Annotated in this window: 23 protein-coding genes and 1 pseudogene; 13 read left to right on the top strand and 11 right to left on the bottom strand. The window is 72.6% G+C overall.

What is annotated here, in order from left to right; all coding sequences use genetic code 11:
• Positions 1-56 precede the first annotated feature (56 nt).
• The 5 genes from AC0QU1_RS19310 (at position 57) to AC0QU1_RS19290 (ending at position 5,390) form a co-directional block, all read left to right on the top strand.
• Positions 57-1,271 (top strand): amino acid permease, encoded by a 1,215-nt coding sequence (locus AC0QU1_RS19310; RefSeq protein ID WP_483571628.1) that lies wholly within the window; start codon positions 57-59, stop codon positions 1,269-1,271.
• 10 nt (positions 1,272-1,281) lie between these two features.
• Positions 1,282-2,544, top strand: a complete 1,263-nt coding sequence (locus AC0QU1_RS19305) for an arginine deiminase (protein WP_483571627.1) — start codon at positions 1,282-1,284, stop codon at positions 2,542-2,544.
• A gap of 165 nt (positions 2,545-2,709) precedes the next feature.
• The gene (locus tag AC0QU1_RS19300; protein WP_483571625.1) at positions 2,710-3,381 is read left to right on the top strand and encodes a hypothetical protein; all 672 of its coding nucleotides are present in this window, start codon (positions 2,710-2,712) and stop codon (positions 3,379-3,381) included.
• A complete protein-coding gene (locus AC0QU1_RS19295) occupies positions 3,378-4,961 on the top strand; it encodes a PGAP1-like alpha/beta domain-containing protein (protein ID WP_483571624.1) in 1,584 nt (527 codons plus the stop codon). The genes AC0QU1_RS19300 and AC0QU1_RS19295 overlap by 4 nt, the downstream gene beginning before the upstream one ends.
• Before the next feature lie 15 nt (positions 4,962-4,976).
• Entirely contained in the window at positions 4,977-5,390 is a 414-nt protein-coding gene (locus AC0QU1_RS19290) for a hypothetical protein (protein WP_483571623.1), read from the top strand.
• 51 nt (positions 5,391-5,441) lie between these two features.
• Here the strand turns inward: AC0QU1_RS19290 and AC0QU1_RS19285 are convergent, their stop codons facing one another.
• The gene (locus AC0QU1_RS19285; protein ID WP_483571621.1) at positions 5,442-7,241 is read right to left on the bottom strand and encodes a glycoside hydrolase family 13 protein; all 1,800 of its coding nucleotides are present in this window, start codon (positions 7,239-7,241) and stop codon (positions 5,442-5,444) included.
• A gap of 153 nt (positions 7,242-7,394) precedes the next feature.
• On the bottom strand, positions 7,395-8,438 hold the full coding sequence (locus AC0QU1_RS19280; RefSeq protein ID WP_483571620.1) for a LacI family DNA-binding transcriptional regulator: 1,044 nt from the start codon (positions 8,436-8,438) through the stop codon (positions 7,395-7,397).
• A 193-nt stretch (positions 8,439-8,631) separates the two neighbouring features.
• On the opposite strand from AC0QU1_RS19280, the gene AC0QU1_RS19275 reads away from it, so the two are divergent.
• The 3 genes from AC0QU1_RS19275 to AC0QU1_RS19265 are packed head-to-tail and all read left to right on the top strand — an operon-like array spanning position 8,632 to position 12,295.
• Positions 8,632-9,852 (top strand): sugar ABC transporter substrate-binding protein, encoded by a 1,221-nt coding sequence (locus AC0QU1_RS19275; RefSeq protein ID WP_483571619.1) that lies wholly within the window; start codon positions 8,632-8,634, stop codon positions 9,850-9,852.
• Positions 9,852-11,420, top strand: a complete 1,569-nt coding sequence (locus tag AC0QU1_RS19270) for an ABC transporter permease subunit (RefSeq protein ID WP_483571617.1) — start codon at positions 9,852-9,854, stop codon at positions 11,418-11,420. The genes AC0QU1_RS19275 and AC0QU1_RS19270 overlap by 1 nt, the downstream gene beginning before the upstream one ends.
• The gene (locus AC0QU1_RS19265; RefSeq protein ID WP_483571616.1) at positions 11,417-12,295 is read left to right on the top strand and encodes a sugar ABC transporter permease; all 879 of its coding nucleotides are present in this window, start codon (positions 11,417-11,419) and stop codon (positions 12,293-12,295) included. Before AC0QU1_RS19270 ends, AC0QU1_RS19265 begins: the two co-directional genes overlap by 4 nt.
• Positions 12,296-12,316: 21 nt before the next feature.
• On the opposite strand, the gene AC0QU1_RS19260 is transcribed toward AC0QU1_RS19265, so the two are convergent.
• From AC0QU1_RS19260 to AC0QU1_RS19245, 4 genes and pseudogenes are all read right to left on the bottom strand, one after another.
• The gene (locus tag AC0QU1_RS19260; RefSeq protein ID WP_483571614.1) at positions 12,317-13,603 is read right to left on the bottom strand and encodes a deoxyguanosinetriphosphate triphosphohydrolase; all 1,287 of its coding nucleotides are present in this window, start codon (positions 13,601-13,603) and stop codon (positions 12,317-12,319) included.
• Between the two features lie 119 nt (positions 13,604-13,722).
• Positions 13,723-13,896 (bottom strand): DUF4236 domain-containing protein, encoded by a 174-nt coding sequence (locus AC0QU1_RS19255; protein WP_483571612.1) that lies wholly within the window; start codon positions 13,894-13,896, stop codon positions 13,723-13,725.
• Between the two features lie 162 nt (positions 13,897-14,058).
• The gene (locus tag AC0QU1_RS19250) at positions 14,059-14,217 is read right to left on the bottom strand and encodes a zinc-binding dehydrogenase (protein ID WP_483571611.1); all 159 of its coding nucleotides are present in this window, start codon (positions 14,215-14,217) and stop codon (positions 14,059-14,061) included.
• A 134-nt stretch (positions 14,218-14,351) separates the two neighbouring features.
• Positions 14,352-14,609, bottom strand: a pseudogene (locus tag AC0QU1_RS19245) (zinc-binding dehydrogenase); the annotation flags it as partial.
• A gap of 85 nt (positions 14,610-14,694) precedes the next feature.
• Here AC0QU1_RS19245 and AC0QU1_RS19240 point away from each other — a divergent pair.
• Together AC0QU1_RS19240 and dnaG are read left to right on the top strand one after the other, a co-directional pair.
• Complete coding sequence (locus AC0QU1_RS19240; protein WP_483616275.1) at positions 14,695-14,979, top strand: SbtR family transcriptional regulator; 285 nt, start codon at positions 14,695-14,697, stop codon at positions 14,977-14,979.
• 60 nt (positions 14,980-15,039) lie between these two features.
• On the top strand, positions 15,040-17,031 hold the full coding sequence (gene dnaG, locus AC0QU1_RS19235) for a DNA primase (protein ID WP_483571610.1): 1,992 nt from the start codon (positions 15,040-15,042) through the stop codon (positions 17,029-17,031).
• A 19-nt stretch (positions 17,032-17,050) separates the two neighbouring features.
• Here the strand turns inward: dnaG and AC0QU1_RS19230 are convergent, their stop codons facing one another.
• Entirely contained in the window at positions 17,051-18,022 is a 972-nt protein-coding gene (locus AC0QU1_RS19230; protein WP_483571608.1) for an NAD(P)/FAD-dependent oxidoreductase, read from the bottom strand.
• A gap of 62 nt (positions 18,023-18,084) precedes the next feature.
• Here AC0QU1_RS19230 and AC0QU1_RS19225 point away from each other — a divergent pair, with 62 nt between their 5' ends.
• Complete coding sequence (locus tag AC0QU1_RS19225) at positions 18,085-18,504, top strand: helix-turn-helix domain-containing protein (protein WP_483571606.1); 420 nt, start codon at positions 18,085-18,087, stop codon at positions 18,502-18,504.
• Here AC0QU1_RS19225 and AC0QU1_RS19220 read toward each other — a convergent pair.
• Entirely contained in the window at positions 18,485-19,927 is a 1,443-nt protein-coding gene (locus tag AC0QU1_RS19220) for an MDR family MFS transporter (RefSeq protein ID WP_483571604.1), read from the bottom strand. The two genes, AC0QU1_RS19225 and AC0QU1_RS19220, sit on opposite strands and share 20 nt — an antisense overlap.
• 87 nt (positions 19,928-20,014) lie before the next feature.
• Positions 20,015-20,545: a MarR family winged helix-turn-helix transcriptional regulator gene (locus tag AC0QU1_RS19215; protein ID WP_483571602.1), complete on the bottom strand. Its 531-nt coding sequence runs from the start codon at positions 20,543-20,545 to the stop codon at positions 20,015-20,017.
• 99 nt (positions 20,546-20,644) lie between these two features.
• Between AC0QU1_RS19215 and AC0QU1_RS19210 the strand changes: the two genes are divergently transcribed.
• Positions 20,645-22,057, top strand: a complete 1,413-nt coding sequence (locus tag AC0QU1_RS19210) for an FAD-binding oxidoreductase (protein ID WP_483571600.1) — start codon at positions 20,645-20,647, stop codon at positions 22,055-22,057.
• A 125-nt stretch (positions 22,058-22,182) separates the two neighbouring features.
• Here AC0QU1_RS19210 and AC0QU1_RS19205 read toward each other — a convergent pair whose 3' ends face one another.
• On the bottom strand, positions 22,183-23,115 hold the full coding sequence (locus AC0QU1_RS19205) for an aldo/keto reductase (protein WP_483571598.1): 933 nt from the start codon (positions 23,113-23,115) through the stop codon (positions 22,183-22,185).
• A 37-nt stretch (positions 23,116-23,152) separates the two neighbouring features.
• A complete protein-coding gene (locus AC0QU1_RS19200; protein WP_483571597.1) occupies positions 23,153-24,025 on the bottom strand; it encodes an aldo/keto reductase in 873 nt (290 codons plus the stop codon).
• Positions 24,026-24,141: 116 nt separating this feature from the next.
• On the opposite strand from AC0QU1_RS19200, the gene AC0QU1_RS19195 reads away from it, so the two are divergent.
• Positions 24,142-25,071 carry a LysR family transcriptional regulator gene (locus AC0QU1_RS19195; protein ID WP_483571595.1) on the top strand — a complete coding sequence of 310 codons (930 nt, stop codon included), beginning with the start codon at positions 24,142-24,144 and terminating at the stop codon, positions 25,069-25,071.
• The last annotated feature ends 67 nt before the right edge of the window (positions 25,072-25,138 follow it).

Below are 25,138 nucleotides of genomic sequence, written 5' to 3'. Positions count from 1 at the left end.
CCGGGAGCATCGAGGGGGCGCGAGGCCACCGGACACGTCAGACGGGGGTCCTCGCGATGCAAGCCGACAGCACCACGCGGCACACCACGGCCACAATCAGCCTCGCCACGCTCACGGCGATGGTGGTCGGCTCGATCGTCGGGGCAGGGGTGTTCTCGCTGCCGAGCCGGTTCGCCGGCGAGACGGGCGTGCTGGGCGCGCTGATCTCCTGGCTCGTGGCCGGCACCGTGGTCGCGTTCGGGGCCTCGACGGCGTGCGTGTGGCTGTTCTACCTCCTGGTGCGCCGCGGCGTGAAGGAGGCGACGACGATCAACCGCATCGTCACCGTCGCCAAGGTGCTGCCGATCATCGCGTTCGTGCTGATCGCGGTCTTCCTGCTGGACCCGCAGGTGCTGGTGGACAACTTCGAGGGCTACGGCATCACCGGCCCGCTGTTCGAGCAGGTGCGGGGCACCATGCTCGCCACGGTCTTCGTCTTCCTCGGCGTCGAGGGCGCGAGCGTCTACTCGCGGCACGCGCGCCGCCGGGAGGACGTCGGCCGGGCGACCGTGCTCGGCTTCCTCACGGTGCTCGCCATCTTCGCGTCGGTCACGATCGTCTCCTACGGCATCCTGCCGATGGCGGAGCTCGCCGAGCTGCGCCAGCCGTCGATGGCCGGCGTGCTGGAGGCGGCGGTGGGCGGCTGGGGCGCCGTGTTCGTCAGCGTCGGCCTGATCGTCTCCGTGCTGGGGGCCTACCTGGCCTGGACCCTCATGGCCTCGGAGGTGCTGTACGTGGCTGCCAAGGACGGCGACATGCCGCGGTTCCTCGCGCGGTCCGACGCGCGGGACGTGCCGCGCTCCGCGCTCCTGCTCTCGACGCTCCTCATCCAGGTGATGCTCTTCGTCACCCTCCTGTCCGACGACGCGTTCACGTTCGCGCTCGACCTGACCAGCGCGCTGACCCTCATCCCGTTCCTGCTCGCGGCGGGCTACGCGCTCAAGCTGGCGGCGGGTCGCGGTGGCCCCGCCGAGGGCCGCCCGACGACGGGAGAACTCGTCGTCGCGGTGCTCGCCGTGCTCTACACCGCGTTCCTGCTCTTCGCGGCCGGGCTGACGTTCGTGCTGCTGTCGCTGGTGATCTACGCCCCGGCGACCATCCTCTTCGCGATGACCCGCCGCGAGCAGGGCAGGCGGGTGTTCAGCAGCGGCGAGCTGGTGGTCTTCGTCGTGTCGGTGGTGGGTGCGGTGGCCGGCGTCGTCGCGCTCGCCACCGGCGTCATCTCGATCTGAAAGGGAAACCATGACGATGCAGAGCGGCGAGGTGCCACCGCCGTCGGCGGCGTACGGGGTGCACTCGGAGGTCGGGCGCCTGCGCAAGGTGCTCGTCTGCCGGCCCGGGCTCGCCCACCGCAGGCTCACGCCCACGAACGCGGACGACCTGCTCTTCGACGACGTGCTGTGGGTGGACCGCGCGATCGAGCACCACGCGGGGTTCGTCGCGGACCTGCGCTCGCGCGGCGTCGAGGTGGTCGAGCTGCACGACGTGCTCGCCGAGACCCTGCGCGTCCCGGGGGCGCGAGACTGGCTGCTGGACCGCAAGATCGTCCCAGGGACCGTCGGGACGGGCCTGATCGACGCGACCCGCGAGTTCCTGGAGGGCCTGGTTCCCGAGCAGCTCGCCGAGTACCTGATCGGCGGCCTGGCCACCGCCGACGTGCCCGACCTGCCCGCCGCGTACCGGTCGCTGGCCGAGTACACGCTGGACGCCCGCGAGTACCTGATGGCCCCGGTGCCGAACACCCTGTTCACCCGCGACACGACCTGCTGGCTCTACGGCGGGGTGACGCTCAACCCGCTGTACTGGCCCGCGCGGCACGACGAGACGCTGCTCATGAAGGCGGTCTACGAGTTCCACCCGGACTTCGTGGGGTCCACCGTCTGGTGGGGCGACCCGGAGACCGACCACGGCCTGGCGACGTTCGAGGGCGGCGACATCATGCCAGTCGGGAACGGCACGGTGCTGATGGGCATGAGCGAGCGCACCTCGCGGCAGGCGATCACGCAGGTCGCCGCCGCGCTGTTCGACCACGGCGCGGCCGAGCAGGTGGTCGTGGCGGGCATGCCCAAGCTGCGCTCGGCCATGCACCTCGACACCGTGCTGACCTTCGCCGACGTCGACGTCGTGACCGTCTACCCGCGCATCGTGGGGTCGATCCGCCCGTTCGTGCTGCGGCCGGGCGACGGCGGCGGCCTGTCCGTCACGGACGAGGGCGGCACGTCGTTCCTCGACGTCGTCGCGCGCGAGACCGGGCTCGGCACGCTGCAGGTCATCGAGACCGGCGGCGACGTCTACGAGTCGGAGCGGCAGCAGTGGGACAGTGGCAACAACGCCGTCGCCGTCGAGCCGGGTGTGGTGTTCACCTACGACCGGAACACCACGACCAACGACCTGCTGCGCAAGGCGGGCATCGAGGTGATCGAGATCGTCGGTGCGGAGCTGGGCCGCGGCCGGGGCGGCGGGCACTGCATGACGTGTCCGATCGTCCGCGAGCCCGCAGCCTGACGGCGAGCCCGGCTCGCCTGTGCGCCGTCGGCCCGGCAAGATACGGCCTGACCTGGCCTTTGGCCATGGGTAGTCCAATCCTGGACGGACCGGAGCCCGAAGGCTTACGGTTCGCCTGCGGTATGCCGTGGGATGTTTGTGATGGGTTTCGGAGAGGGAGTGCGCATGGCCGGCCGGATTCTGGAGCTGGACGCCAAGCAGTGGGCCGCCGTGACGGCAGAGGCGCGGGACGGCGGCGGGTCGACCGCCGTCGGCACGGCGCTCGCCGAGCACCTGGGCGCGCCCGTCCGCGCCACCTTCGTCGCGACGTCCGGCTCGAACGGCACCGTGACCCGGCTGACCATGATCGGGGACCGCGTGCTGCTGGTGATCCAGGTGATCGCCGAGCGCGACGGCGAGACGTACCTCGCGCCGGGGGCGGAGCTGCGCTTTGCGAAGGCCGACGAGCTGTGGCCCGCGCTGACGGCCGCGCTGCCGCCGTTCGAGGCGCTGCGGGCCCCGGCCTCGGCGGTGCCGGGCGGGGGTGAGGGGACCACTCCGTCGTCCGGCCCGGCCGCCGACCGCGCCGAGCTGATCCGCCTGCTCGACGGCGAGCAGGCGAACCTCCAGGTCTCGGTCGAGGCATGGACCGGCACCGAGGCGCCGTCGGTGGTGTGGCCGCGGCTGTGGTCGGTGGTGGACGGGAAGCTGCTGGACGTGCGGACCGACGACGGCGCGCTCGCGCCCGTCGAGCGGCCGGCCGGTTCGGTCGCCGCCGAGCTGCAGTGGGCCCTGGTGGGCGCTGTGGACGCGACCACCCAGGGGGGCGGCGACGGCGGCCGGGGCGCTGACGCATGACGCAGGAGATGTACGGCCAGGACATCGAGCAGGTCCGGGCGCTGGCGGAGCTCTTCGAGCGGTCGGCCGACGAGCTGGAGGCGGCGCGGCAGCAGGCGACCTGGGCCGTGCTCGGGTTCGACGGGTACGGCCCGAACGTGGACCACATGCGCGAGGAGTGGTCCGACCATCTCGCGCCCGCGCTCAGCCAGGTGGCCGACGCCCTGCGGTCCGCGGGCGAGACGGCGGCCCGGAACGCCGACGCGCAGGAGAGCACCTCCGACTCCTACGGCGGCGCCGGTGGTGGCAGCCCGTTCGCGGGCGTCTCGACGCAGGGCTCGGCGAACGCCGACGGCGGCGACGAGGACGACGGCGGTGTGCTGGACTGGCTGGGCGACCGGGCGGGCGACCTCTGGGACGCGGGCGGCGACGCCGTCGACTGGGTGGGCGACACGGCCGGGGACGCGGCCGACTGGGTGGGCGACCGCGCGACGGACCTGTGGAACGCCGGCGGCGACGCGCTGAGCTGGCTGGGGGACAGGGGCTCGGACGCGCTGAGCTGGCTCGGCGACCGGGGCTCCGACGCCCTGGGCTGGCTCGGCGACCGCGCGAGCGCCATCGGCGGCTCGTTCCAGAACCTCGGCGACGCCGGCCTGCAGCTCTGGGACGCGACCGGCGGGGCGATCCTGGACGGCGAGTGGCCCAGGACCACCGAGGTGGTCGCCTCCGGGATCCGGCTCGCGGGCGCGGCGGTGGGCGTGGGCCTCACGGCCGGGTCCCTCGGCATGTTCGACCCCAAGGTCTTCGACGACGGGGATCCGTACGCGGGGGATCCGCGGCCGATCACACCGGGCGCGCCGGGCGCGAACGGCGAACCGCCCTTGACGGTCCCCGCCGAGCTCGCGGATCTCACCCAGGGCGTGACGGACTCCTACGGTGCCGGCGACGGGAACGTCCGTGTGACCACCGTGGACGGCCCCAACGGGCCCAGGGTGATCGTGAGCGTGCCCGGAACGGAGAGCTGGAATCCCGGGGCGGGTGACAACCCGATGGACCTCACCGGAAATCTGGTCACCGCGGGTGGCGGCCGCTCGACGATGAGCGAGGCCGTCATCCTGGCGATGGAGAACGCCAACATCCCGCCGGGCGCGGAGGTGATGCTGGTGGGGCACTCGCAGGGCGGCATGACGGTGGCGGACCTGACGTCGGACGCGAACTTCGTCTCTGACTACAACGTGACGAACGCCATCACCTTCGGCTCACCGATCGACTCCAACCACATCGATCCCCGCGTGAGCGTGCTCGAGATGCAGCACCAGCACGACGCGGTCCCGCGCCTCGACCTCGGCGACTCGCGGTTCCCGTTCCTGCCCGGCGGCCAGAACGAGAGCGGGAACCACACGACCGTCACGATGGACGATCCGGGGTCCTGGTACGACGCGGCGGGCAATCACTCGCACAGTGCATACTCGGACAGCATCAGGACCAGCGACGACCCGGGGCTCGCCGCCTACGAGCAGCAGCTCCGGGACAGTGGTTTCCTTACTGACGATCCGTCACGCGTCAGCGGACAGGACATTCACGTGGGCCGCCAGCACTGACGAACAAGGAGCAACGTGCGATCCTTCTGGACCCTATTGACGTCGGCCGGCCTGGTGACACTGGTCGTCCTGACCCTCGCGGCATGTGGCAGCGGTTCGGCACGCAAGTGCGAGGAGGCGCTGACCGCGGCCGCGACCTCCGTCGAGGGCGTGGTCGGCGCCGAGTTCACGTGCACGCGGTCCTTCGGCAACCCGAGCGACAAGGGCACTGTCACGATCGCGGGCACCACCAAGGCGGAGGTGGTCGCGGTGATGGAGGACGTGCTTCGGGCGTTCGCCGCATCGGCCGATCTGGACAACGCCTCTGTGCCGTACGTCAACTATGCCAACGAGGACGGAACGGTCTCGGTTCTTCCGGTCGACGCCGGGTTCAACGGGACGCCGTCGATCCGTGTTCTCCGCGAGCACTACGGCATCACGCCGGACTGACCTGGTGCGGCGAAGCGGAGCGACGGGCGCTCCGCTTCGCCGCACCTGGCGTCAGGCCCGCAGCCAGACCGCGGTGTCGGTCGGCACGGCGACGGCGCCGTCCGCCGCGGCGAGCTCACCGGAGGCCACGAGCACCTCGGCCCCGGCGGGCAGCGCGAGCGGCGCGGCGCCCAGGTTGGCGAGCACGACGACGTCCGCCACCCGGAAGGCGACGGCGTCCGGGGCGTCGGCGAACGCATCGACCCAGGCCAGCGCGCCCGACCCGAGCCGCTCGGCCCGGCGCACCGCAAGCGCCGTCCGGTACATCTCGTAGGTCGAGCCCGCGACGCCGTACTGCTGGTCAGCGGCGAGCTTGGTGTAGACGTCGGGCTGCGGCAGCCAGGTCTTGCCCGTGGTGCCGAACCCGTTGCCCGGTGCGCCGCCGACCCACGGCAGCGGCACGCGGCAGCCGTCGCGGCCGGGCTCCGCGCCCGCGGTACGGAAGAAGGACGGGTCCTGGCGCACGTCGTCGGGCAGCGTGGTGTGGTCGGGCAGGCCGAGCTCCTCGCCCTGGTACACGTACGCCGAGCCGGGCAGGCCGAGCATGAGCAGGGTCGCGGCCCGGGCGCGGCGCAGGCCGAGCTCCAGGTCGGGCTGCGGGTCGTCCGCGCCGATGCCGTTGAGCGGGCCGCTGCCGAGGTCGGCGAGGCCGAGGCGCGAGACGTGCCGGACGACGTCGTGGTTGGAGAGCACCCAGGTGGTCGGCGCGCCGACGGCGTCCATGGTGGCGAGCGACGCGGACACGACGGTGCGCAGCCGGGCCGCGTCCCAGGGCGCGGTGAGGAAGGAGAAGTTGAACGCCTGGTGCATCTCGTCGGGGCGCACGTAGCGGGCCAGGCGGCTCAGCGGCTCGACCCAGGCCTCCGCCACCAGGCAGCGGTCGCCGTCGTACTCCGCCAGCACGCGGTGCCAGGAGCGGTAGATCTCGTGCACGCCGTCCTGGTCGAACATGGGGCCGTGGTGGCCGGCGCCCGTCGAGCCGTCCTCGGGGGCGCCCGGGTCGGTGGCCCGCTCCGCGTTCTCGTCGGCGGTGCCCTCGTCGACCGTGCCCTCGACCATCGCGACCTGACCCTCCCAGTCGGGCAGGCCGGGCGCCTTGATCATGCCGTGCGCCACATCGACGCGGAACCCGTCGACGCCCCGGTCGAGCCAGAATCGCAGCACGGCCTCGAACTCCGCCCGGACCTCCGGGTTCTCCCAGTTGAGGTCGGGCTGGGTGGAGTCGAACAGGTGCAGGTACCACTGCGGGCCGAGCGGGCCGTCGTCATCCCGCGGCGCCAGCCGGGTCCAGGCCGGGCCGCCGAAGATGGACTGCCAGTTGTTCGGCGCCTCGTCACCGGCCGGGCCGCGCCCGTTCCGGAACATGTACCGCTCGCGCGCCGCAGAGCCCGGCGCGGCGGCCAGCGCATCCTGGAACCAGACGTGCTGGTCGGAGGAGTGGTTGGGCACCAGGTCGACGATGATCCGCAGGCCGCGCTCGTGGGCGGCGGCGAGCATCTCGTCGAAGTCCGCCAGGGTGCCGAACAGCGGGTCGATGTCGCGGTAGTCGGCGACGTCGTAGCCCGCGTCCTTCTGGGGCGAGCGGTAGAACGGGCTCAGCCAGACGGCGTCGACCCCGAGCTGCTTCAGGTGGTCCAGCCTGGCGGTGACGCCGGGCAGGTCACCGATCCCGTCGCCGTTCCCGTCCGCGAACGAGCGCGGGTAGACCTGGTAGATCACCGCGTCGCGCCACCACTCGCCGCGGCCGGCGGGGGAGTGGACGGGTGCTCCGGCGGTGAGGTCGCCGGTGATGAGCGGGGCAGTACTTGTCACGAGTCGCGTCCTCGGGATCGGGGGGTTATGTCGGGTGTAACGCTTGCAGCAAGCGTACGGGAGGAATTCAACCTCCCGTGTCAGACGTCCAGTCGCGACGTCCAGGTCACCAGCATGCCCCGGACCACTGACACTCGGGTTCGCCGCGGCGGTCTACCGCGACGGGGCCGCCCCCGTGGAGCCGCGCACCACCAGCTCCGGCGTGAACAGCAGCTCCGAGCGGGGCGCCCGCTCGCCGTGGATCTCGGTGAGCAGGGCGCTGACGGCCGCATGCGCCATGTCGGCGACGGGCTGGCGCACCGTGGTCAGCGGCGGGTCGGTGAACGCGACCAGCGGCGAGTCGTCGTAGCCGACCACGCTCACGTCGTCCGGCACGGACAGGCCGCGCGCGTGCGCGGCGCGCACGGCGCCCAGTGCCATCAGGTCGGAACCGCAGACGACGGCGGTGTGCCCCGCGTCGAACAGGTCGCCGGCCGCCGCCTGGCCGCCCTCCAGCGTGTAGAGCGTGAGGCTGACGTGCTCGCGCGCCTCCTGCTCGGTGGCCGCGAGGCCGTGCCGGACGAGCTGGGCCGCGAACGCCTCGATCTTGCGCTTGGCGGGCACGAACCGGTCCGGCCCGATCGCCATGCCGATGCTGCGGTGGCCCAGCGCCACCAGGTGCCGCACCGAGAGCTCGACACTCGCGGCGTCGTCGGGGGAGACGAACGGGGCGTCGATGCCCTCGGCGTACCCGTTGATCAGCACGATCGGCAGGCCGCGCCCGCGCAGCCGCTGGTAGCGCTCGGTGGACGCACGGGTGTCGGCGTGCTTGCCGGACACGAAGACTATGCCGTCCACGGCGTGGTCGATCAGGGTCTCGACGTACTCGTCCTCCGTTGTGCCACCCGGCGACTGGGTGCACAGCAGCGGCGTGTACCCGCGCGAGGCGAGCTGCGACTCGATGGCCTGCGCGAACGCGGGGAACACCGGGTTGGACAGCTCGGGGACCACGAGGCCGATCAGGCCGGCGGGGCGGGCGCGCAGCGCGGACGGGCGCTCGTAGCCGAGCACGTCGAGGGCGGCGAGCACGGCCTGGCGGGTCTCGCCGGCCACGCCGGGCTTGCCGTTGAGCACGCGCGACACGGTCGCGGTGGAGACCCCTGCCTGCTCGGCGAGGTCGGTCAGTCGGGTGCGCACCCCAGGAAGCCTAGGTGACATGCGACCTCCTCGTCGGTAATGAGCGCGGGTTTTCGGCACCAGGCACCGGCCGCCGTCGCCGTCGTCCGCGCACCGCTTGCAAGCGATGCTGAAACTTTATCGCAACTTCTTGCACAACGGCCGTGTCGGGCCGTACGGTTCGGGGCATCGAAACCCAGGCCCGACGTCGGGCCGCTAACCACCGGGAGTGACGATGCGACGGAGCATCCTGACCGCCGCTGCGCTGACCGCGACGCTGGCGCTGGCCGCCTGCTCGGGCGGCGGGGAGGAACCAGCGGGCGAGGAGTCGTCCGCACCGAGCGGGGAGGGCGCCACCCTCACCGTGTGGGTCGACGAGACCCGCCAGGCCGCCGTCGAGGACGCCGCGGCCGGCTTCGAGGAGTCGACGGGCGCCGAGGTGGAGGTGGTCCTGAAGAACTTCGAGGACATCCGCCCCGACTTCCTGGCGCAGGTGCCCACGGGCAAGGGCCCGGACATCACGGTCGGCGCCCACGACTGGCTGGGCGAGCTCACGACCAACGGCGTCGTGGCCCCGATCGAGCTGGGCGACACGGCCGAGGCCTTCGAGCCGGTCTCCGTCTCGGCCTTCACGCAGGACGGCCAGGTCTACGGCCTGCCCTACGCGGTGGAGAACATCGCGCTCATCCGCAACACGGAACTCGCTCCCGAGGCGCCCGCCACCTGGGACGACGCGATCGCGGCCGGCAAGGACGCCGGGACCAAGTACCCGCTGCTGATCCAGACCTCGACCGAGGGCGACCCCTACACGTTCTACCCGCTGCAGACGTCGTTCGGCGCGCCCGTGTTCGAGCAGAACGCGGACGGCTCGTACAAGCCCGAGCTCGCGCTCGGCGGCGAGGGCGGCACCGCGTTCGCGCAGTGGCTGGCCGAGCAGGGCGAGGCGGGCAACCTGAGCACCGACGTGACCTACGACATCGCGGTGGCGGCCTTCGCCAAGGGCGAGTCGCCCTTCATCGTGGGCGGCCCGTGGATGCTGGAGCAGTTCGGCGACCTCGACCTGGCGATCGACCCCATCCCGAGCGCCGGCGGGGAGCCGGCCCAGCCGTTCGTGGGCGTCGCCGGCTTCTACGTCAGCGCGCAGAGCGAGAACGCGCTGCTCGCCAACGACTTCCTGGTCAACTACATGGCCACGCCCGAGGCGCAGCTCGCGCTCTACGAGGCGGGCGACCGCCCGCCGGCCCTCATCGAGGCCGCCGACACCGCGTCGGAGGACCCGATCACCGCGGGCTTCCGCGAGGTGGGCGCCGACGCCGTCCCGATGCCCTCGCTGCCCGAGATGGGCGCCGTCTGGGCGTACTGGGGCGTGACCGAGGCCGCGATCGTCTCCGGCAAGTCGGATCCGGCGAAGGCCTGGGACAAGATGGTCGCCGACATCCAGGGCGAGATCGGCTGATGTCGTTGCCCGCGACCCGGGGCTCCGGCCGGACCGGCTGGAGCCCCGGGTTTCTCGTGAAGCTCGTCCTCATCGCGCTGGTCGACGCCCTCGGTGTCTACGCGGTCCTGGCCGCGTGGGGCGCGAGGTCGTGGGGCATCCTCGCCGCGATGGTGGCGCTGCTGCTCGTGGCGAACTGGGCCTACTTCAGCAGGCGCGCGCTGCCGCTGAAGTACATCCTGCCCGGCCTCGCCTTCCTGCTGGTCTACCAGGTGTACGTCGTGGCCTACACGGGCTACGTCGCGTTCACCAACTACGGCGAGGGGCACAACAGCACCAAGGAGCAGGCCGTCGAGGCCCTCCTCGTGCAGAACGAGCGCCGGGTGGAGGGCTCGCCGTCCTCCCCGCTCACGGTGGTGGCCGACGGCGACGCGCTCGGCTTCGCGATCGTCTCGCCCGAGGGGGTGGTCGAGGCGGGCACCGCCGACGAGCCGCTCGCGGCGGTCGAGGGCGCGGCCGTGGAGGCCGGCCGGGTCACGGCCCTGCCCGGCTACGAGGTGCTGGAGTACGCCGAGATCCTGGAGCGCCAGCAGGAGGTCACCGACCTGCGCGTGCCCGTATCGGACGACCCGAACGACGGCTCGGTCCGCACCCAGGACGCCCGCACCGGCTACGTCTTCACGTCCACGCTCACGTACGACCCGGCGTCGGACACCATGACCGACACGACCACCGGGGTGACGTACACGCCCAACGACGACGGCCAGTTCGAGGCCGCCGACGGCACCACGCTGCCCGTGGGCTGGCGCGTGCTGGTGGGTTTCGACAACTTCGTCACCGCGTTCGGGGACGACCGGTACGCGGGCCCGTTCGGCAAGATCCTGCTGTGGACCTTCGCGTTCGCCGTGCTCTCGGTGGCGTCCACGTTCCTGCTCGGCCTGTTCCTGGCGATCGCGTTCAACGACGCGCGCCTGCGCGGCCGCCGGATCTATCGGACCCTGGTGATCCTGCCGTACGCGATCCCGGGGTTCCTCGCGGCCCTGCTGTGGTCGGGCCTGCTCAACCGGTCCTACGGGTTCGTCAACGAGGTGCTGCTGGGCGGGGCGCAGATCCCGTGGCTCACCGACCCGGTGCTGGCCAAGCTCGCGGTGCTCGGCGTGAACCTGTGGCTCGGCTTCCCGTACATGTTCCTCGTCTGCACGGGCGCGCTGCAGTCCCTGCCGTCCGACGTGCTGGAGGCCGCGAAGATCGACGGCGCCGGCCGGTGGCGCACCTGGCGGTCCATCACCCTGCCGCTGCTGCTGGTCGCTACGGCGCCGCTGCTCATCTCGTCGTTCGCGTTCAACTTCAACAACTTCACGCTGATCTACATGCTCACCGGCGGCGGCCCCCGGTTCGACGACGCCTCGGTGCCGCTCGGGCACACCGACATCCTCATCTCGATGGTCTACTCCGTGTCCGGGCTCGACGGGACCGCCGCCAAGGACTACGGGCTGGCCAGCGCCCTGTCGATAGTCATCTTCGTGGTGGTCGGGACCATCTCGGCCCTCGCGTTCCGGCGCACCCGCTCGCTCGAGGAGATCGCATGAGCACGACGGTTCCCCCGGCCCGCCGCCTGCCCGCCGGCCGGTGGTTCTCCGAGATCGGCTGGCGCCACGTCGTCGGCGTCCTGGCCGTGGTGTACGCGGGCTTCCCGCTGGTCTACGTCGTGTCGGCCTCCCTGGCCGACGGCGGCACGCTGACCGGCTCCAACGAGCTGTTCGCGTCGGTGTCGGGCGCCAACTACGCGGCGCTGGGCGGCACGCGGTTCTGGACCTGGATGGCCAACACCCTCGTGGTCGCCGTCGCGACCGGGGCGGGGACCGTGCTCATGGGCGCTGCCGCCGCGTACGCCTTCTCGCGGTTCCGGTTCAGCGGACGCCGCATGGGGCTCACCGCCCTGCTGGTGATCCAGATGTTCCCGCAGATGCTCGCGTTCGTGGCGATCTTCCTGCTGCTCGTCTCGCTGGGCGACGTCGTGCCGGTGCTCGGCCTGGACTCCAAGCTGGCGCTGATCTGCGTGTACCTGGGCGGCGCGCTCGGGGTGAACACGTTCCTCATGTACGGCTTCTTCAACACGGTGCCGCGCGAGATCGACGAGGCCGCGAAGATCGACGGCGCCACGCACGCCCAGATCTACTGGGCCATCGTGCTGCGCCTGACCGCGCCGATCCTCGCGGTGGTGGGGCTGCTCAGCTTCATCAGCACGTTCGGCGAGTTCATCATCGCGCGCGTGCTGCTGCAGTCGGAGGAGAACTGGACGCTCGCCGTGGGCCTCTACGGCTGGGTGTCCTCGCTGCAGGAGGCCAACTGGGGGCTGTTCGCGGCGGGCGCCGTCGTCTCGGCGCTGCCGGTGCTCGCGCTGTTCCTGTTCCTGCAGAAGTACATCGTGGGCGGGCTGACGGCGGGGTCGGTCAAGGGCTGAGGCGGGGGCTGGCCCCTGCGGTCAGGCGGTCACCAGCCGGCGGTGCAGCGCGATCGCCGACAGGTCCGTCAGCGACGCGACCTGGTCGACCACGACCCGCAGGCGCGCGGCGTCGTCGGGCGCCGCGCGCCAGTCCGCCGCGAAGGGCTTCTCCAGCTCGTTGGGGGCGTGGTCGGCCAGCACGCGCACCAGGTCGGTCAGGATCTCCCGCTCGCGGAAGTAGCGGGGCTCCTGGCCGCGCGGGGCCATCACGTAGGTGACGGCGATGCCCTTGAGCGCGAGGATCTCGTGCTCGGTGTCCGACGGCACCACGAGCCGGGCGGCGTACCGGGTCAGGGGCCCGTCGCCGTACTCGGCGCGCGTGGCGTCGACGGCCGCCCCGATGAACCGGCCGATGAGCTGGCTGGTCATGTCCTTGAGCGACGCGAGGGCCCGCCGCGAGCCGTCGAAGGCCCGCACCAGGTGCCCCTCGCCCCGCAGGTAGTCCTGGAGGCGGCCGAGCGCCGCGTCGATGGCGTCGGCCGTGTACCACTCGCCGTACCAGGAGCGCACGTACTCGGCGACCCGCGCCCGCTCCTCGGCGTCGGCCATGAGGTCGAGGTCGATCCGGCGGGCCACCACGCCGTCCTCGACGTCGTGCACCGAGTAGCTGATGTCGTCGGCGAGGTCCATGACCTGGGCCTCCAGGCACTTGACGCCGTCGGGCGCGTCCTTGCGGAGCCAGGTGAACACGGGCAGGTCGTCGGCGTAGACGCCGAACTTCTTGCTCGCCGTGCCGTCGGGGCGGGCCGGGCCCGCGCCGTAGGCCCACGGGTACTTCACGCTCGCGTCGAGGCTCGCGCGGGTGAGGTTGAGGCCGGCCGGGGTGTCGTCGTCGGCCAGGACCTTGGGCTCCAGGCGGGTCAGCAGGCGCAGCGTCTGCGCGTTGCCCTCGAAGCCGCCGATCGGCTCGGCGATCTCGGCGAGCGCCGTCTCGCCGTTGTGCCCGAAGGGCGGGTGCCCCAGGTCGTGCGTCAGGCAGGCGGTGTCCACGACGTCGGGGTCGCAGCCCAGCGAGCGGCCCATGCCGCGGCCCACCTGGGCCACCTCGAGGGAGTGCGTCAGGCGGGTGCGGACGAAGTCGTCGTGCCCCGCGCCGAGCACCTGGGTCTTGGCGCCGAGGCGGCGCAGCGCGGACGAGTGCACCACGCGGCCGCGGTCACGTTCGAAGGGGGTCCTGGCGCTGGACTTGGGGGGTTCCGCCACCCAGCGCTCGACGTCGTGCGCGCTGTACGACGGCGGGATGCGGGTCCCGAGGGCATGCTCCACGCTGCCACTCTAGCCACGCAGGGTGACATCGCCCCAAACGGCTGATGTCGGCCGTGCGGCTCGGTGCCGGTACGGATGGCGGCCGGCGCCGTCGTGCCCACGACGGCGCGCGGCCGGGCTCACTTGTTGTTGCTGTACCAGCTCAGGCCGCCGGGCAGGTCCAAGGAGTGCTTCTTGGTCTTGGAGTTCCAGGTCCACGGACCGACCTTGAAGCTCATGGACGACAGGCCCCGCTGCGTGATGTTGAACTTGAGCGGGCCGAGCGACAGCCTCTTGCGATACCGGATTGCCATGTTCCTGACTTCCTCCTCGGGTCGGGGCAAAGCGTACCGAACTGCACTACCCCGGCAAACCAAACTCCACCCCCGAGAGCTGACCATGCAGTTGCTGCCAGATGAGGGCCCCGTCTGGCAGCAACTGCATGGTCAGCCTGCTTGCGCGGCCGCACGGTCCGGTCAGACGGTGACGACGATCTTGCCGACGTGCTGACCCTTGTCGAGGTAGCGGTGCGCCTCCACGATGTCGTCGAGTTCGAACACTCGTCCGACGGCGGGCCGCAGCGCGCCGGTCCGCAGGCCGGCTCCCAGGAAGGCCGCGATGCGGCGCACCGCCACGGGGTCGGTCGTGTGCTCGAAGCTGGCGTAGCCGATGACGGTGACGGGCCATCCCGTGGGAACGTCGCCGGCCGGTCGTCCATCCAGCCCGCGGTGACCAGGGTGCGCCCCAGGCCGGCGGCCCGGGCCAGGTCGGCCAGGCCCGGCCCCCGGACGAGGTCGAGGACGAGGTCGGCACCCGCCCCGCGGGTGAGCCGGTGGGCGCCCTCGACCACGTCCTCCTCGTCGGTGACGACGACGTCGGCGGCGCCGGCCGCGAGCAGGGCGTCCCGCTTCGCGGCGTGCCGCGTCACGGCGAGGGGGACGGCGCCGAGCTGGCCCGCGACCTGGATGGCCGCCAGTCCCACCGTGCTGGAGGCGGCATTGATCAGCACGTGGTCGCCGGGTCGCATCGCGGCCTTCTCGACGAGCGCCCCGTAGGCCGTGGAGTAGGCCACCCACAGTGCCGCCGCGCCGTACGCGGCGCTGGCCCGCTGGATGGACACCTTCGTCGACTTCGTGGTCACCAAGCAGGGGCTGGCCAGGGTGCTGCAGTCCGACGACTCGTGCTACGACCCGCTGCACGCCTACTTCGTCGAGCGCCTGGGGCCGGTGTGCGTGCGGCTGCTCGACGCCGCGGTCGAGTCGGGCGAGATCCGGCCCGGGCAGGACGCCTACGAGCTCATGCGCGGGGTCGGCGGCCTCTGCGCGGGTGCGGGCAGTAGCCCGCGCTACGACGCCGGTCGGCTCGTCGGGCTGCTCGTCGCAGGCCTGCGCGCCTGACCGGTCGGGCGGTGTGGACGGCGGCCTCCGCCCTCGGCGCGCGAGCATAGACTTCGGAGCGTGGCCGGGCGGATCAGACGTGAGGACGTGGACCAGGTCCGCGAGCGCGCGCGGATCGACGAGATCGTCTCGGCGCACGTGACCCTCAAGCCCGCCGGCGTGGGCGCGCTGGTGGGTCTGTGCCCCTTCCACGACGAGCGCAGCCCGAGCTTCAACGTGCGGCCCAGCGTCGGGCGGTACCACTGCTTCGGCTGCGGCGAGGGCGGCGACGTCATCGAGTTCGTCATGAAGATGGACGGGCTGAGCTTCACCGAGGCCGTCGAGTACCTCGCGAGCAGGACCGGCGTGCAGCTCCGCTACGAGGAGGGCGGCTCCGTCCGGCCGCGTGAGGAGCCGGGCAGGCGGCAGCGCCTGCTGGACGCCCACCGCGTGGCCGCCGAGTTCTACGCGGAGCAGCTCATGGGTCCGGAGGCCGCCGCCGCGCGGGCCTTCCTCGCCGAGCGCAGCTTCGACCGGTCCGACGCCGAGCGGTTCGGCGTCGGGTTCGCGCCCAAGGGCTGGGACGCGCTGCAGCGCCACCTCCAGGGCCGGGGCTTCACCCAGGCCGAGCTGGTGGCGAGCGGGCTGATGTCGCAGGGCCAGCGCGGCATCTACGACCGGTTCCGCGGCCGCGTCATGTGGCCCATCCGGGACGTGACGGGCGCCGTGATCGGCTTCGGCGCGCGCCGCCTGTTCGAGGAGGACCAGGGCCCCAAGTACCTCAACACGCCCGAGACCAGCCTCTACAAGAAGTCGCAGGTGCTCTACGGGATCGACCTGGCCAAGCGGGAGATCGCCAAGGGCAAGCGCGTGGTGGTGGTCGAGGGGTACACGGACGTCATGGCGGCGCACCTGTCCGGCGTGACGACGGCGGTGGCCACCTGCGGCACGGCGTTCGGCGCCGACCACGCCAAGATCGTGCGGCGCCTGCTCGGCGACACGACGGCGGGCGGCGGCCTCCAGCTCGCGTCCGGCGCGAGCCTGGGCGGCGAGATCATCTTCACGTTCGACGGCGACGCCGCCGGGCAGAAGGCGGCCGAGCGGGCGTACGGCGAGGACCAGCGCTTCTTCGCGCAGACGTTCGTCGCCGTCGCCGACGGCGGCATGGATCCCTGCGACCTGCGCATGGCCAAGGGCCCGGAGGCGGTGCGCGCGCTGGTCGACGGCCGCAAACCCCTGTTCGCCTTCGTGATCCAGGCCAAGATCAAGCAGTTCGACCTGAACACCGTGGAGGGACGCGTGTCCGCCGTGCGGGCCGCGGCGCCGGAGATCCTGGCGATCCGGGACCGCAGCCAGCGGGACGGCTACACGCGCGAGGTCGCGGGCTGGATCGGCACGGAGATCGACGAGGTGCGGCGCGAGGTCGCCCGCGCGGCGTCGACGCCGTCGTTGCGAAGGGCTCCCGACCGGGCGGACGGCGCGCGCGGTCCTTCCGGTACGACGGCGCAGGGCGGGCGCGGCGCACCGGACAGTGCCTGGGGCGGCGGCCCGGACGCGCCACCGACGACTGCCGACCTGCCCCGGCTTCCCGCCCCCGACCCGCGCGACCCCGTGGCCCGCGACGAGCGGCTCGCCCTTGTCGCGGTGCTCCAGTACCCCCAGCACGTGCCCGCCATGTTCGACGAGCTGGACGAGGACGCGTTCGCCGTGCCCGCGTGGCGGGCCGTGCACACCGCGATCCGGGCGGCCGGCGGAGCCGTGGCCGGGCGTGAGCTGCCCACGGCGAAGTGGGTGGCCGGCGTGCTGGAGCAGGCGCCAGAGACGGTGGCGGGCCTGGTCACGCAGCTTTCGGTGGCGCCACTCCCGGAGGACCGGGAGGGCGCCATCGCGGCTTTTGTCGGGGGCGTGGTGCGGCGGGTGATCGACCTGGGGCTCACGCGGCGGGTCGCGGACGCGCGCAGCCGCCTGCAACGCCTGGACCCGTCCGATACCGAGAGCTACCAGGCGGCGTTCGCCGAGCTCCTGGCGATCGAGAGCGAGCGCAGAACGCTCCGGGAGAGCGCGAGCGCGTAGGCGGCAGTCTCCGGCGCCGTCAGGCCGGCTCGGGCGCCGGGTGGTCCCTGCCGAGCAGCTCCGCGTCGACCGACGTCGCCGCCAGCAGCCCGGAGGACGCCGCGACCAGCACCGACGCGAGCGGCATCGGCGCGGCGGACGTGTGCGCCATGTCGCCCGCCGCGAACACGCCGGGCCGGCTGGTGCGGCCCATGGCGTCCACCTCGACGGCGCCCGACGGCAGCAGGTCCAGGCCGAGCTGTTCGGCGAACGGTGCGCGCTGCGCGAACTCCGACGCGATGAACACGCCGCCCACTTCCTCGTCGGGGCCGTCGGCGAACGACACCGTCGCGCCCGTCGCGCTGGGGCGCAGCTCCTTGACCGGCTCGGACCGGACGGCGACCCCGGCGTCGTCGAGCTGGGCGCGGGCGGCCGGGTCGAGCTCCGCGCCGTCGGCCAGGACGGTGAGGCGGCTCGCGATGCGCTCCAGGAGGAACGCGACCCGGGTCACGTGCGGGCCGCTGCCGAGCACCGCGACGTGCCGGCCGGTGAGCTCGTGCCCGTGGCAGTACGGGCAGATCGCCGCGACAGTGCCGAACAGCGGCTCCAGTCCGGGCACGGCCGGCAGAGTGTCGCGCATCCCGGTCGCGAGCACGACGGTCCGGGTGGCGAGCGGCTCCTCCGGCGTGGCGTCGGGAGCGGCGTCGGCGAGCTCGACGCGGAACCCGTCGCCGTCCGGCACGACGGCGGTCGCGGCCGCCTCGCGGACGGTCACCGTCGCGTACGCGGCGAGGTTCGCGCGGGCGGCCGCGCGGAACTCGGCCGGCGGCGTGCCGTCGTGCGTCACGAAGTTGTGCATGTGCTCGGCGGGTGCGTTGCGGTACTCGCCGGAGTCGAGCAGCAGCACGCGCCGGTGCATGCGCCCGAGCGTGAGCGCGGCCTGCAGGCCGGCGGGGCCGCCGCCGATCACCACGGCGTCGTAGCGGGGGTTCGAGGGGTCTGGTGCGGACATCTCGGGGCTCCGTCTCCTGGTGGGTCTTGCGGTACGTGCCCAGGATGTGACTTCATGTCAACATGAAGTCAAGCGAAACCTGGTCGGTCGGCGAGACGGCCCGCCGCTTCGGGCTGGAGACCCATGTCCTGCGCTACTGGGAGGACGAGAAGCTGCTGCGCCCGGCGCGCGACGCGGCCGGGCGCAGGCGGTACGGCCGCGACGACGTCGTGCGGGTGGGCGTCATCCAGCGCAGCAAGGCGGCCGGCATGAGCCTGGAGCAGGTGCGCGTCATGCTCGACGCCGAGGCGTACGACCGGCACCAGGTGCTGGAGGCACACATCGCCGACCTGGACCGGCGCATGGCCGAGATGGCGGCATCGCGCGAGATGGCGCTGCACGCGCTGCGCTGCCGGGCGCACGACATCGCCACCTGCCCGGGCTTCCGGGCGCACGTGCAGGACGTGCTCGACGGCGCGTTCGTCACGGCCCGGACGGCGTGACCCTCGGGTTGTCGCGGGGGAGCAGCAGCACCGTGCCGATCATCAGCGCCGCGCAGCCGACGACGCACCAGAACACCAGGTGCATGGCGTTGGCCAGGCCGGGACCCTCCGGCGTGCCGTCTGGGCCCACGGTGGTCAGGGCGTTCACCACCGCGCCGAGCGCCGCGACGCCGACGGCCTGCCCGATCGACCGGGCGAACATGTTGGTCGCCGTCACCGCGCCGCGCTCGTTCCAGCCGACGCTGTGCTGCGCGGCCAGCAGCGTCGGCACGGCGACCAGGCCCATCCCCAGCCCGATCACGAACACGGCCGCCGAGATGTGCCAGACCTCCGACCCAGGGCCGAGGCCGAGCGTGAGCAGGGCGCCGGCCAGGACGATCACCGCACCGATGACGCTGGTCCAGCGGAACCCGATCGCCAGGTAGACCCGGCCCGAGAACGTGGCCGCGAGCGGCCAGCCCACCAGCAGCGACGCGAGCGCGAACCCGGCCACGAGCGGTCCGACGCCGAGCACGCCCTGCGCGTAGATCGGCACGTACGTGGACAGCCCGAGCGTGATGACGCCGACCGCGAGCCCCGCCGCCGTCGAGGCGCCGACCACCCGGCGGCGCAGCAGGCCGAGGTCGAAGATCGGGTGCGGGTTGCGCCGTGCCGTCACGGCGAAGGCCACGAGCAGGGCGATCGCGCCGGCGAAGATCCCCGCCGACGCGGGCGACGCCCAGGCCCACGCGTGTCCGCCCTCCAGCAGGCCCAGCACCAGGAGCGTGCTGCCGCCGGTGAGGAGGGCGGCGCCGATGTAGTCGATCGGCTCGCGCTCGCCCTCGCGCTCCTTCTCCTGGAACCGGCGCCAGAGGACGGCCGCCGCGACCGCGGCGATGGGCAGGTTGACCCAGAAGATCCAGCGCCAGCTCACGAACTGGCTGAACACACCACCGAGGGTCGGGCCGAGCACCGAGGAGACGGCCCACACGCTGGCGAGGTAGCCCTGGGTCTTGGCGCGCTCGGCGAGCGTGTAGATGTCGCTGGCGATCGTCATGGACATCGGCAGGATCGCGCCGGCTCCCAGGCCCTGCAGCACACGGAACCAGATCAGCGCCGGCATGCTCCAGGCGACGGCGCACAGCACCGAGCCGACCAGGAACAGCCCGATCCCGACGAGCATCACGCGCTTGCGCCCGAACACGTCGGCCAGGCGCCCGTACAGGGGGACGGTCACGGCCTGCGCGAGCGTGTAGACCGAGAAGAGCCACGGGACCTGCTCGAACGCGCCGAGCTCCCGCGCGATGGTGGTCGAGGCGGTGGCGAGGATGGTGACGTCGAGGGCCACGAGCGCCGTGGAGAGCATCAGCGCGCCGAGGATGGGACCGCGGTCGCCGCGCAGGCCGAGGCGCGTGTCGGTGGTCACGGTGGAGGACGCGGTCATGCCAAGGGCTCCGGTGTGTGCTGCACGTCACCTACAAGGTTGCCCGGGGCAGCACCTATTCCCGGCCGACCCCTGACGGTAGCCACGCTACCCCCGGCGGTTGCCCGGCCAGCCCTCCGGGACGATGTCGCGCCCACCGTCGGGCACGGACTCGGCGAGGCGCCCGAGCGTGCCGAAGAAGAGCTCGACGTCGTCCTCTCCCGCGCCGATCGCGTTCCGCAGCGTCCGGTCGAACTCGATCGCCGCGGACTTGAGCTCCCGGTAGAGCACCTCGCCGGCCTCGGTCACCTCGATGCGCTGCACCCTGCGGTTGGACGCCTCCCGCGAGCGGACCACGAGCCCCCGGTCCTCCATGCCGCGCAGATGGTGCGTCAGGGTGGCCTCCCGGATGCCGACGGCGTGGGCGAGCTCGCGCTGCGTGGCCGGCGTGCCCTGGTGCAGCGCGAGCAGGATGTGCCAGACCTGCCAGCTCCCGCCGTGCTGCGCCAGCAGCGCGTCGAACGCGCGCATGACCCGCTGCACCGACTGCCACATCGCGACCGCGACGGGGACGGGCCCGCCGCCCGCCCCGGGGTCCGTACCGTCCGCCTGGCCGCTGGGCTGCCCGTTCGGTCGCATGGACGCAGCGTAGTTCGCTCCAGGCCGAAATGCGTTGACGGCTAATCCTTAGATGTCTAACGTTGCGCCCGGAAGTTCCCGAACCCCGGAGGCTCTGAGATGTCCACGCACGACAGCACCACCGGCACCACCCAGCTCTCGCCCGAGGCGCTCGACGGCGTCCTCGCCCCGCTCGCGGCCGCGCTCGGCGACCGGCTGCTCACCCCGGCGTCCGCCGGGTTCGCCGAGACGGCCACCGTCTTCGTGGGCGGTCCGCCCCGCACTCCCGCTGCGATCGTGCGGGTCCGCACCACCGACGAGGTAGCGGCGGCGCTCGCCGTCGCACGCGACGCCGGGCTGCCGCTCGCGGTCCGCGGCGGCGGCCACCACCAGGCCCGGCACGGCCTGGTCGACGGCGGCCTGGTGCTCGACCTGCGCCTCATGGACGGCGTGGAGATCGACGCGGCCGCCGGCGTCGGACACGCGCAGGGCGGTGTGCTCGCCGGGGTGTACACGGCGGCGGCCGGCGCCAAGGGGCTCGCGACCGGGTTCGGCGACACGGCGACCGTCGGCGTCGGCGGCATCACGCTCGGCGGGGGGATCGGCTACCTCAGCCGGCGCGACGGCCTCACCCTCGACAACCTGCTGGGCGCCCAGGTGGTCCTCGCCGACGGCCGGGTCGTGGAGGCCGGCGCCGACGAGAACCCCGACCTCTACTGGGCGCTGCGGGGTGGCGGCGGCAACTTCGGCGTCGTGACCCGCCTCGACCTGCGCCTGCGCGAGGTGGGCACGGTCGCCGGCGGCATGATGATGTGGGAGCCGACGCCGGCCCGGCTCGCCACCATCCTGCGGGCCTTCGCCGAGGGCCCTGAGGAGTTCGCGGGCATGGTGAACGTGATGATCGCCCCGCCCGCCCCGATGGTCCCGGCCGAGCTGCACGGCAAGCCGGTCATCATGGCGCTGCTGGTCCACTCGGGCACGGCCGCCGCCGCGGACGAGGCGCTGGCGCCGCTGCGCGCGCTCGGCCCGGTGCTCGACGGCGTCCGCGAGCTGCCCTACGCGGCGATGTTCGAGGGTGCGGGCGGCCCGCCGCCCGGCGGGATCGGCGACGCGCGCACCGGGTTCCTCGGCCAGGGCACGTGGTCGCCCGACGAGGACTGGGCCGCCGCCGCTATCGAGACGGTGTCGGGGGCACGCGGGCCCGCCGCGGTGAACATCCGGCCGATGGGCGGTGCGATCGGCCGGGTCGACCCGGCGGCGACGGCCTTCGCGCACCGCGACCCGGCCTTCATGGTGACGGTCGGCGGGAGCGCGCCGGCGGTCGAGGCGCTGCCCGCGACGCGTGAGTGGGTGGCGTCGTCGGCGGCCGCGCTGGGCGTGAACGGCCGCGGGTACGTGAACTTCATGGGCACCGCCACGGAGCAGGACGTCCGCAACGCCTACCCCGAGGCGACGCTGGCCCGGCTGCGCGAGGTGAAGCGCGCGTACGACCCGGGCAACCTGTTCGCTTCGAACCACAACGTCCGGCCCTGAGGATTTGGCTTCGCCCCAGGGAGGAAGTTCCCCCGCGGGGGTGTGTTGCACCAGGTAGACGCTGTCTACTCAGCGCAACACACCCCCGCGAGGCGGTTTCTCCCGGCGGCCCGACAGGCCGCCCGTCATGGCACCGTGTAACCCGCCGTCCGGAACATCTCGTACCACTCCGCACGCGTGAGCGGCACGTCGGAGCCGAGCGCCGCGCCCGCGACCCGCTCCGGGTTGGTGGTGCCCAGCACCACCTGCATCTGCGCGGGGTGGCGCGTGATCCAGGCGGTGGCGATCGCGATGGCGGGAACGGAGTACTTCTCGGCGAGCCGGTCGATCACGGCGTTCAGCTCGGGGTAGTCGGGCGAGCCGAGGAACACGCCGGTGAAGAACCCGGCCTGGAACGGCGACCAGGCCTGCACGGTGATGTCGTTCAGGCGGCAGTAGTCGAGCGTGCCGAAGTCGCGGCTGATCGACTGGTCCAGCCCTTGCATGTTCGCGGCGACGCCCTGCGCCACCAGCGGGGCGTGGGTGACCGAGAGCTGGAGCTGGTTGGCCACCAGCGGCTGCCGCACGGACTTGCGCAGGAGCTCGATCTGGCCCGGCGTGTGGTTCGAGACGCCGAACGCGCGCACCTTGCCCGCTGCCGACAGGTCGTCGAAGGCGCGGGCCACCTCGTCGGGCTCCACGAGGGCGTCCGGGCGGTGCAGCAGCAGGATGTCGATGTAGTCGGTGCCGAGCGCGGCCAGCGAGCCGTCCACCGACTCGACGAGGTGCTCGTACGAGTAGTCGAAGTACGGCCCCTCGCGCACGATGCCCGCCTTGGTCTGGAGCACGATCTGCTCGCGCTCGGACGAGGTGAGCTGCATCGCCTCGGCGAACCGCTTCTCGCACCCGTGCGGCCCGGAGCCGTACACGTCGGCGTGGTCGAAGAACGAGATGCCCGCATCCCGGGCGGTCTTGACCAGGGTGCGCACCTCCTCGTCGGTCTTGTCCTGGATCCGCATGAGGCCGAGGACGACGTTCGGCACGGTGAGCTCGGTCCCTGGCAGGGTGAAGGTCTTCACTGGCGTTCTCCTGTGGTGGGTGAGGTGGTCGGGTGGCTCAGGCGACAGCCGCGCTGAGGCGGGCGACCTCGTCGGCGGTGAGCGCCAGGTCGGGCGCCTGCGCGGAGTCGCGGATGCTCTCGGGCCGCGACGCCCCGGGGATCGGCAGGACGACGGGCGCGAGCGCCAGCTCCCAGGCGAGCGTCACGCGGAACGGGGAGACCCCGTGCGCGTCGGCGACCTCCTGGAAGGCCGAGAACGCGGCGCCGAGCTGGCCCGAGCGGGCCAGCGAGATACCGCCGAGCGGGCTCCAGGGCAGGAACGCGATACCCAGCTCCGCGCACAGCTCCAGCTCGGGCAGCGACGAGCGGAAGCGCGGCGAGAACTGGTTCTGCACGGACACGAGGCGGCCGCCGAGGATGTCGTTCGCCTCGCGGATCTGGTCCGGGTCGGCGTTCGAGATGCCGGCCATCTCGATGACGCCCTCGTCGAGCAGGTCGCGGATCGCGCCCACCGAGTCGCCGTAGGGCACGGTCGGGTCGGGACGGTGGAACTGGTAGAGGCCGATGGCCTCGACCCCGAGCCGCTTGGCCGAGGCCTTCGCGGCCTCCTTGAGGTACTCGGGCCGGCCGTCCTTGGTCCACGACCCGTCGCCGGGGCGCAGGTGGCCGCCCTTGGTCGCCACGACGACGTCGGAGGTGTCGCCGCCGTAGGAGCGCAGGGCGCTCGCGACGAGCTCCTCGCCGTGGCCCACCTCGTCCGCGTGCACGTGGTAGGCGTCGGCCGTGTCGATCAGGGTCACGCCGAGGTCGAGGGCGGCGTGGATCGTGGCGACGGAGCGCTCGACGTCGGGCCGCCCCTCGATCGACATCGGCATCTCGCCGAGGCCGATGGCGGAGACGGTACGGCCACCGAGAGTGCGCTGCTGCATGGTTTCTCCTCGTGTCGCGTCAGGTTCGACCCGAGACTAGGAAGCGATAACCTAGAAGTCCAACAACTCCTCATCATCATTCCTAGAAACGGCAATCATCAATGGAACTGCGCCAGATGGAATACCTGGTCGCGCTGGCCGACGAGCGGCAGTTCACCCGGGCCGCCGAGCTCACGGGTGTCTCGCAGTCCGGCCTGTCCGCCGCCATCCGCAACCTCGAGGACGAGCTGGGCACCAAGCTGTTCACCCGGACCACCCGCAAGGTCGAGCCCACCGAGGCGGGTCTGGCGCTGCTGCCCTTCGCCCGTTCCATGGTGAGCCAGGCGACGGCGGCGCGCGATGCGGTGGTGCAGGTCTCGCGCGAGCTGTCGGGCACGCTCCGGATCGGCGCGGAGCAGTGCCTCGGCCTGGTCGACGTCGCCACGCTGCTGGAACGCTTCCACCGGCGCTACCCGCAGGTCGAGATCGTGTTCACGCAGGCGGGCTCGCACGAGCTGGTCGCGGGCGTGCGCGACGGCGACCTGGACGTCGCCTTCGTCGCCGCGAGCGACCACGTGGGCGCGCTGCCGCGCACCGAGCTGGGCCGGGAGCCGGTGGTGCTGCTCTGCCCGCCGGAGCACCCGCTCGCCTCGCGTCCGTCGGTGGACCGGTCCGAGCTGGCCGACGAGAGCTTCATCGACTTCCACACGTCGTGGGGCGTGCGCCGCATCAACGACGACGCGTTCGGCGTGCGCGGTGTGCGGCGCCGGGTCCGGTTCACGGTGAACGACGTGCACAACCTGCTCGACCTCGTCGACAGGGGCCTCGGCGTCGCCATGGTGCCGCGGCACGTCGCGGCCAAGCCGCAGGCGGCACGGCTGGTGCCGGTCCCGGTGTCGCCCGACGGCGCCCCGGACTGGGTGGTCTCGGTGGTCACCTGCTCCTGGGAGCGCGCGGACTCGCCGGCCCCGCACCTGGTCGAGCTGCTCGACGACGCCCCGGTCCCCGCGGCCGCGACGATCCCCGCCGCCCCGCTCGACCAGACCGCCGACCTGGTGACTTCCTGATCTCGGGCCGCCGAACGCAGGGATGGTCGCTCCATGGACGCCCCATACAGCGACCATCCCTGCGTTC

The sequence above is a fragment of the Promicromonospora noduliphila genome (assembly GCF_056951025.1).
Note: the sequence above shows the minus strand (reverse complement) of the source record. Positions and strands in the feature narration are given on the sequence as shown.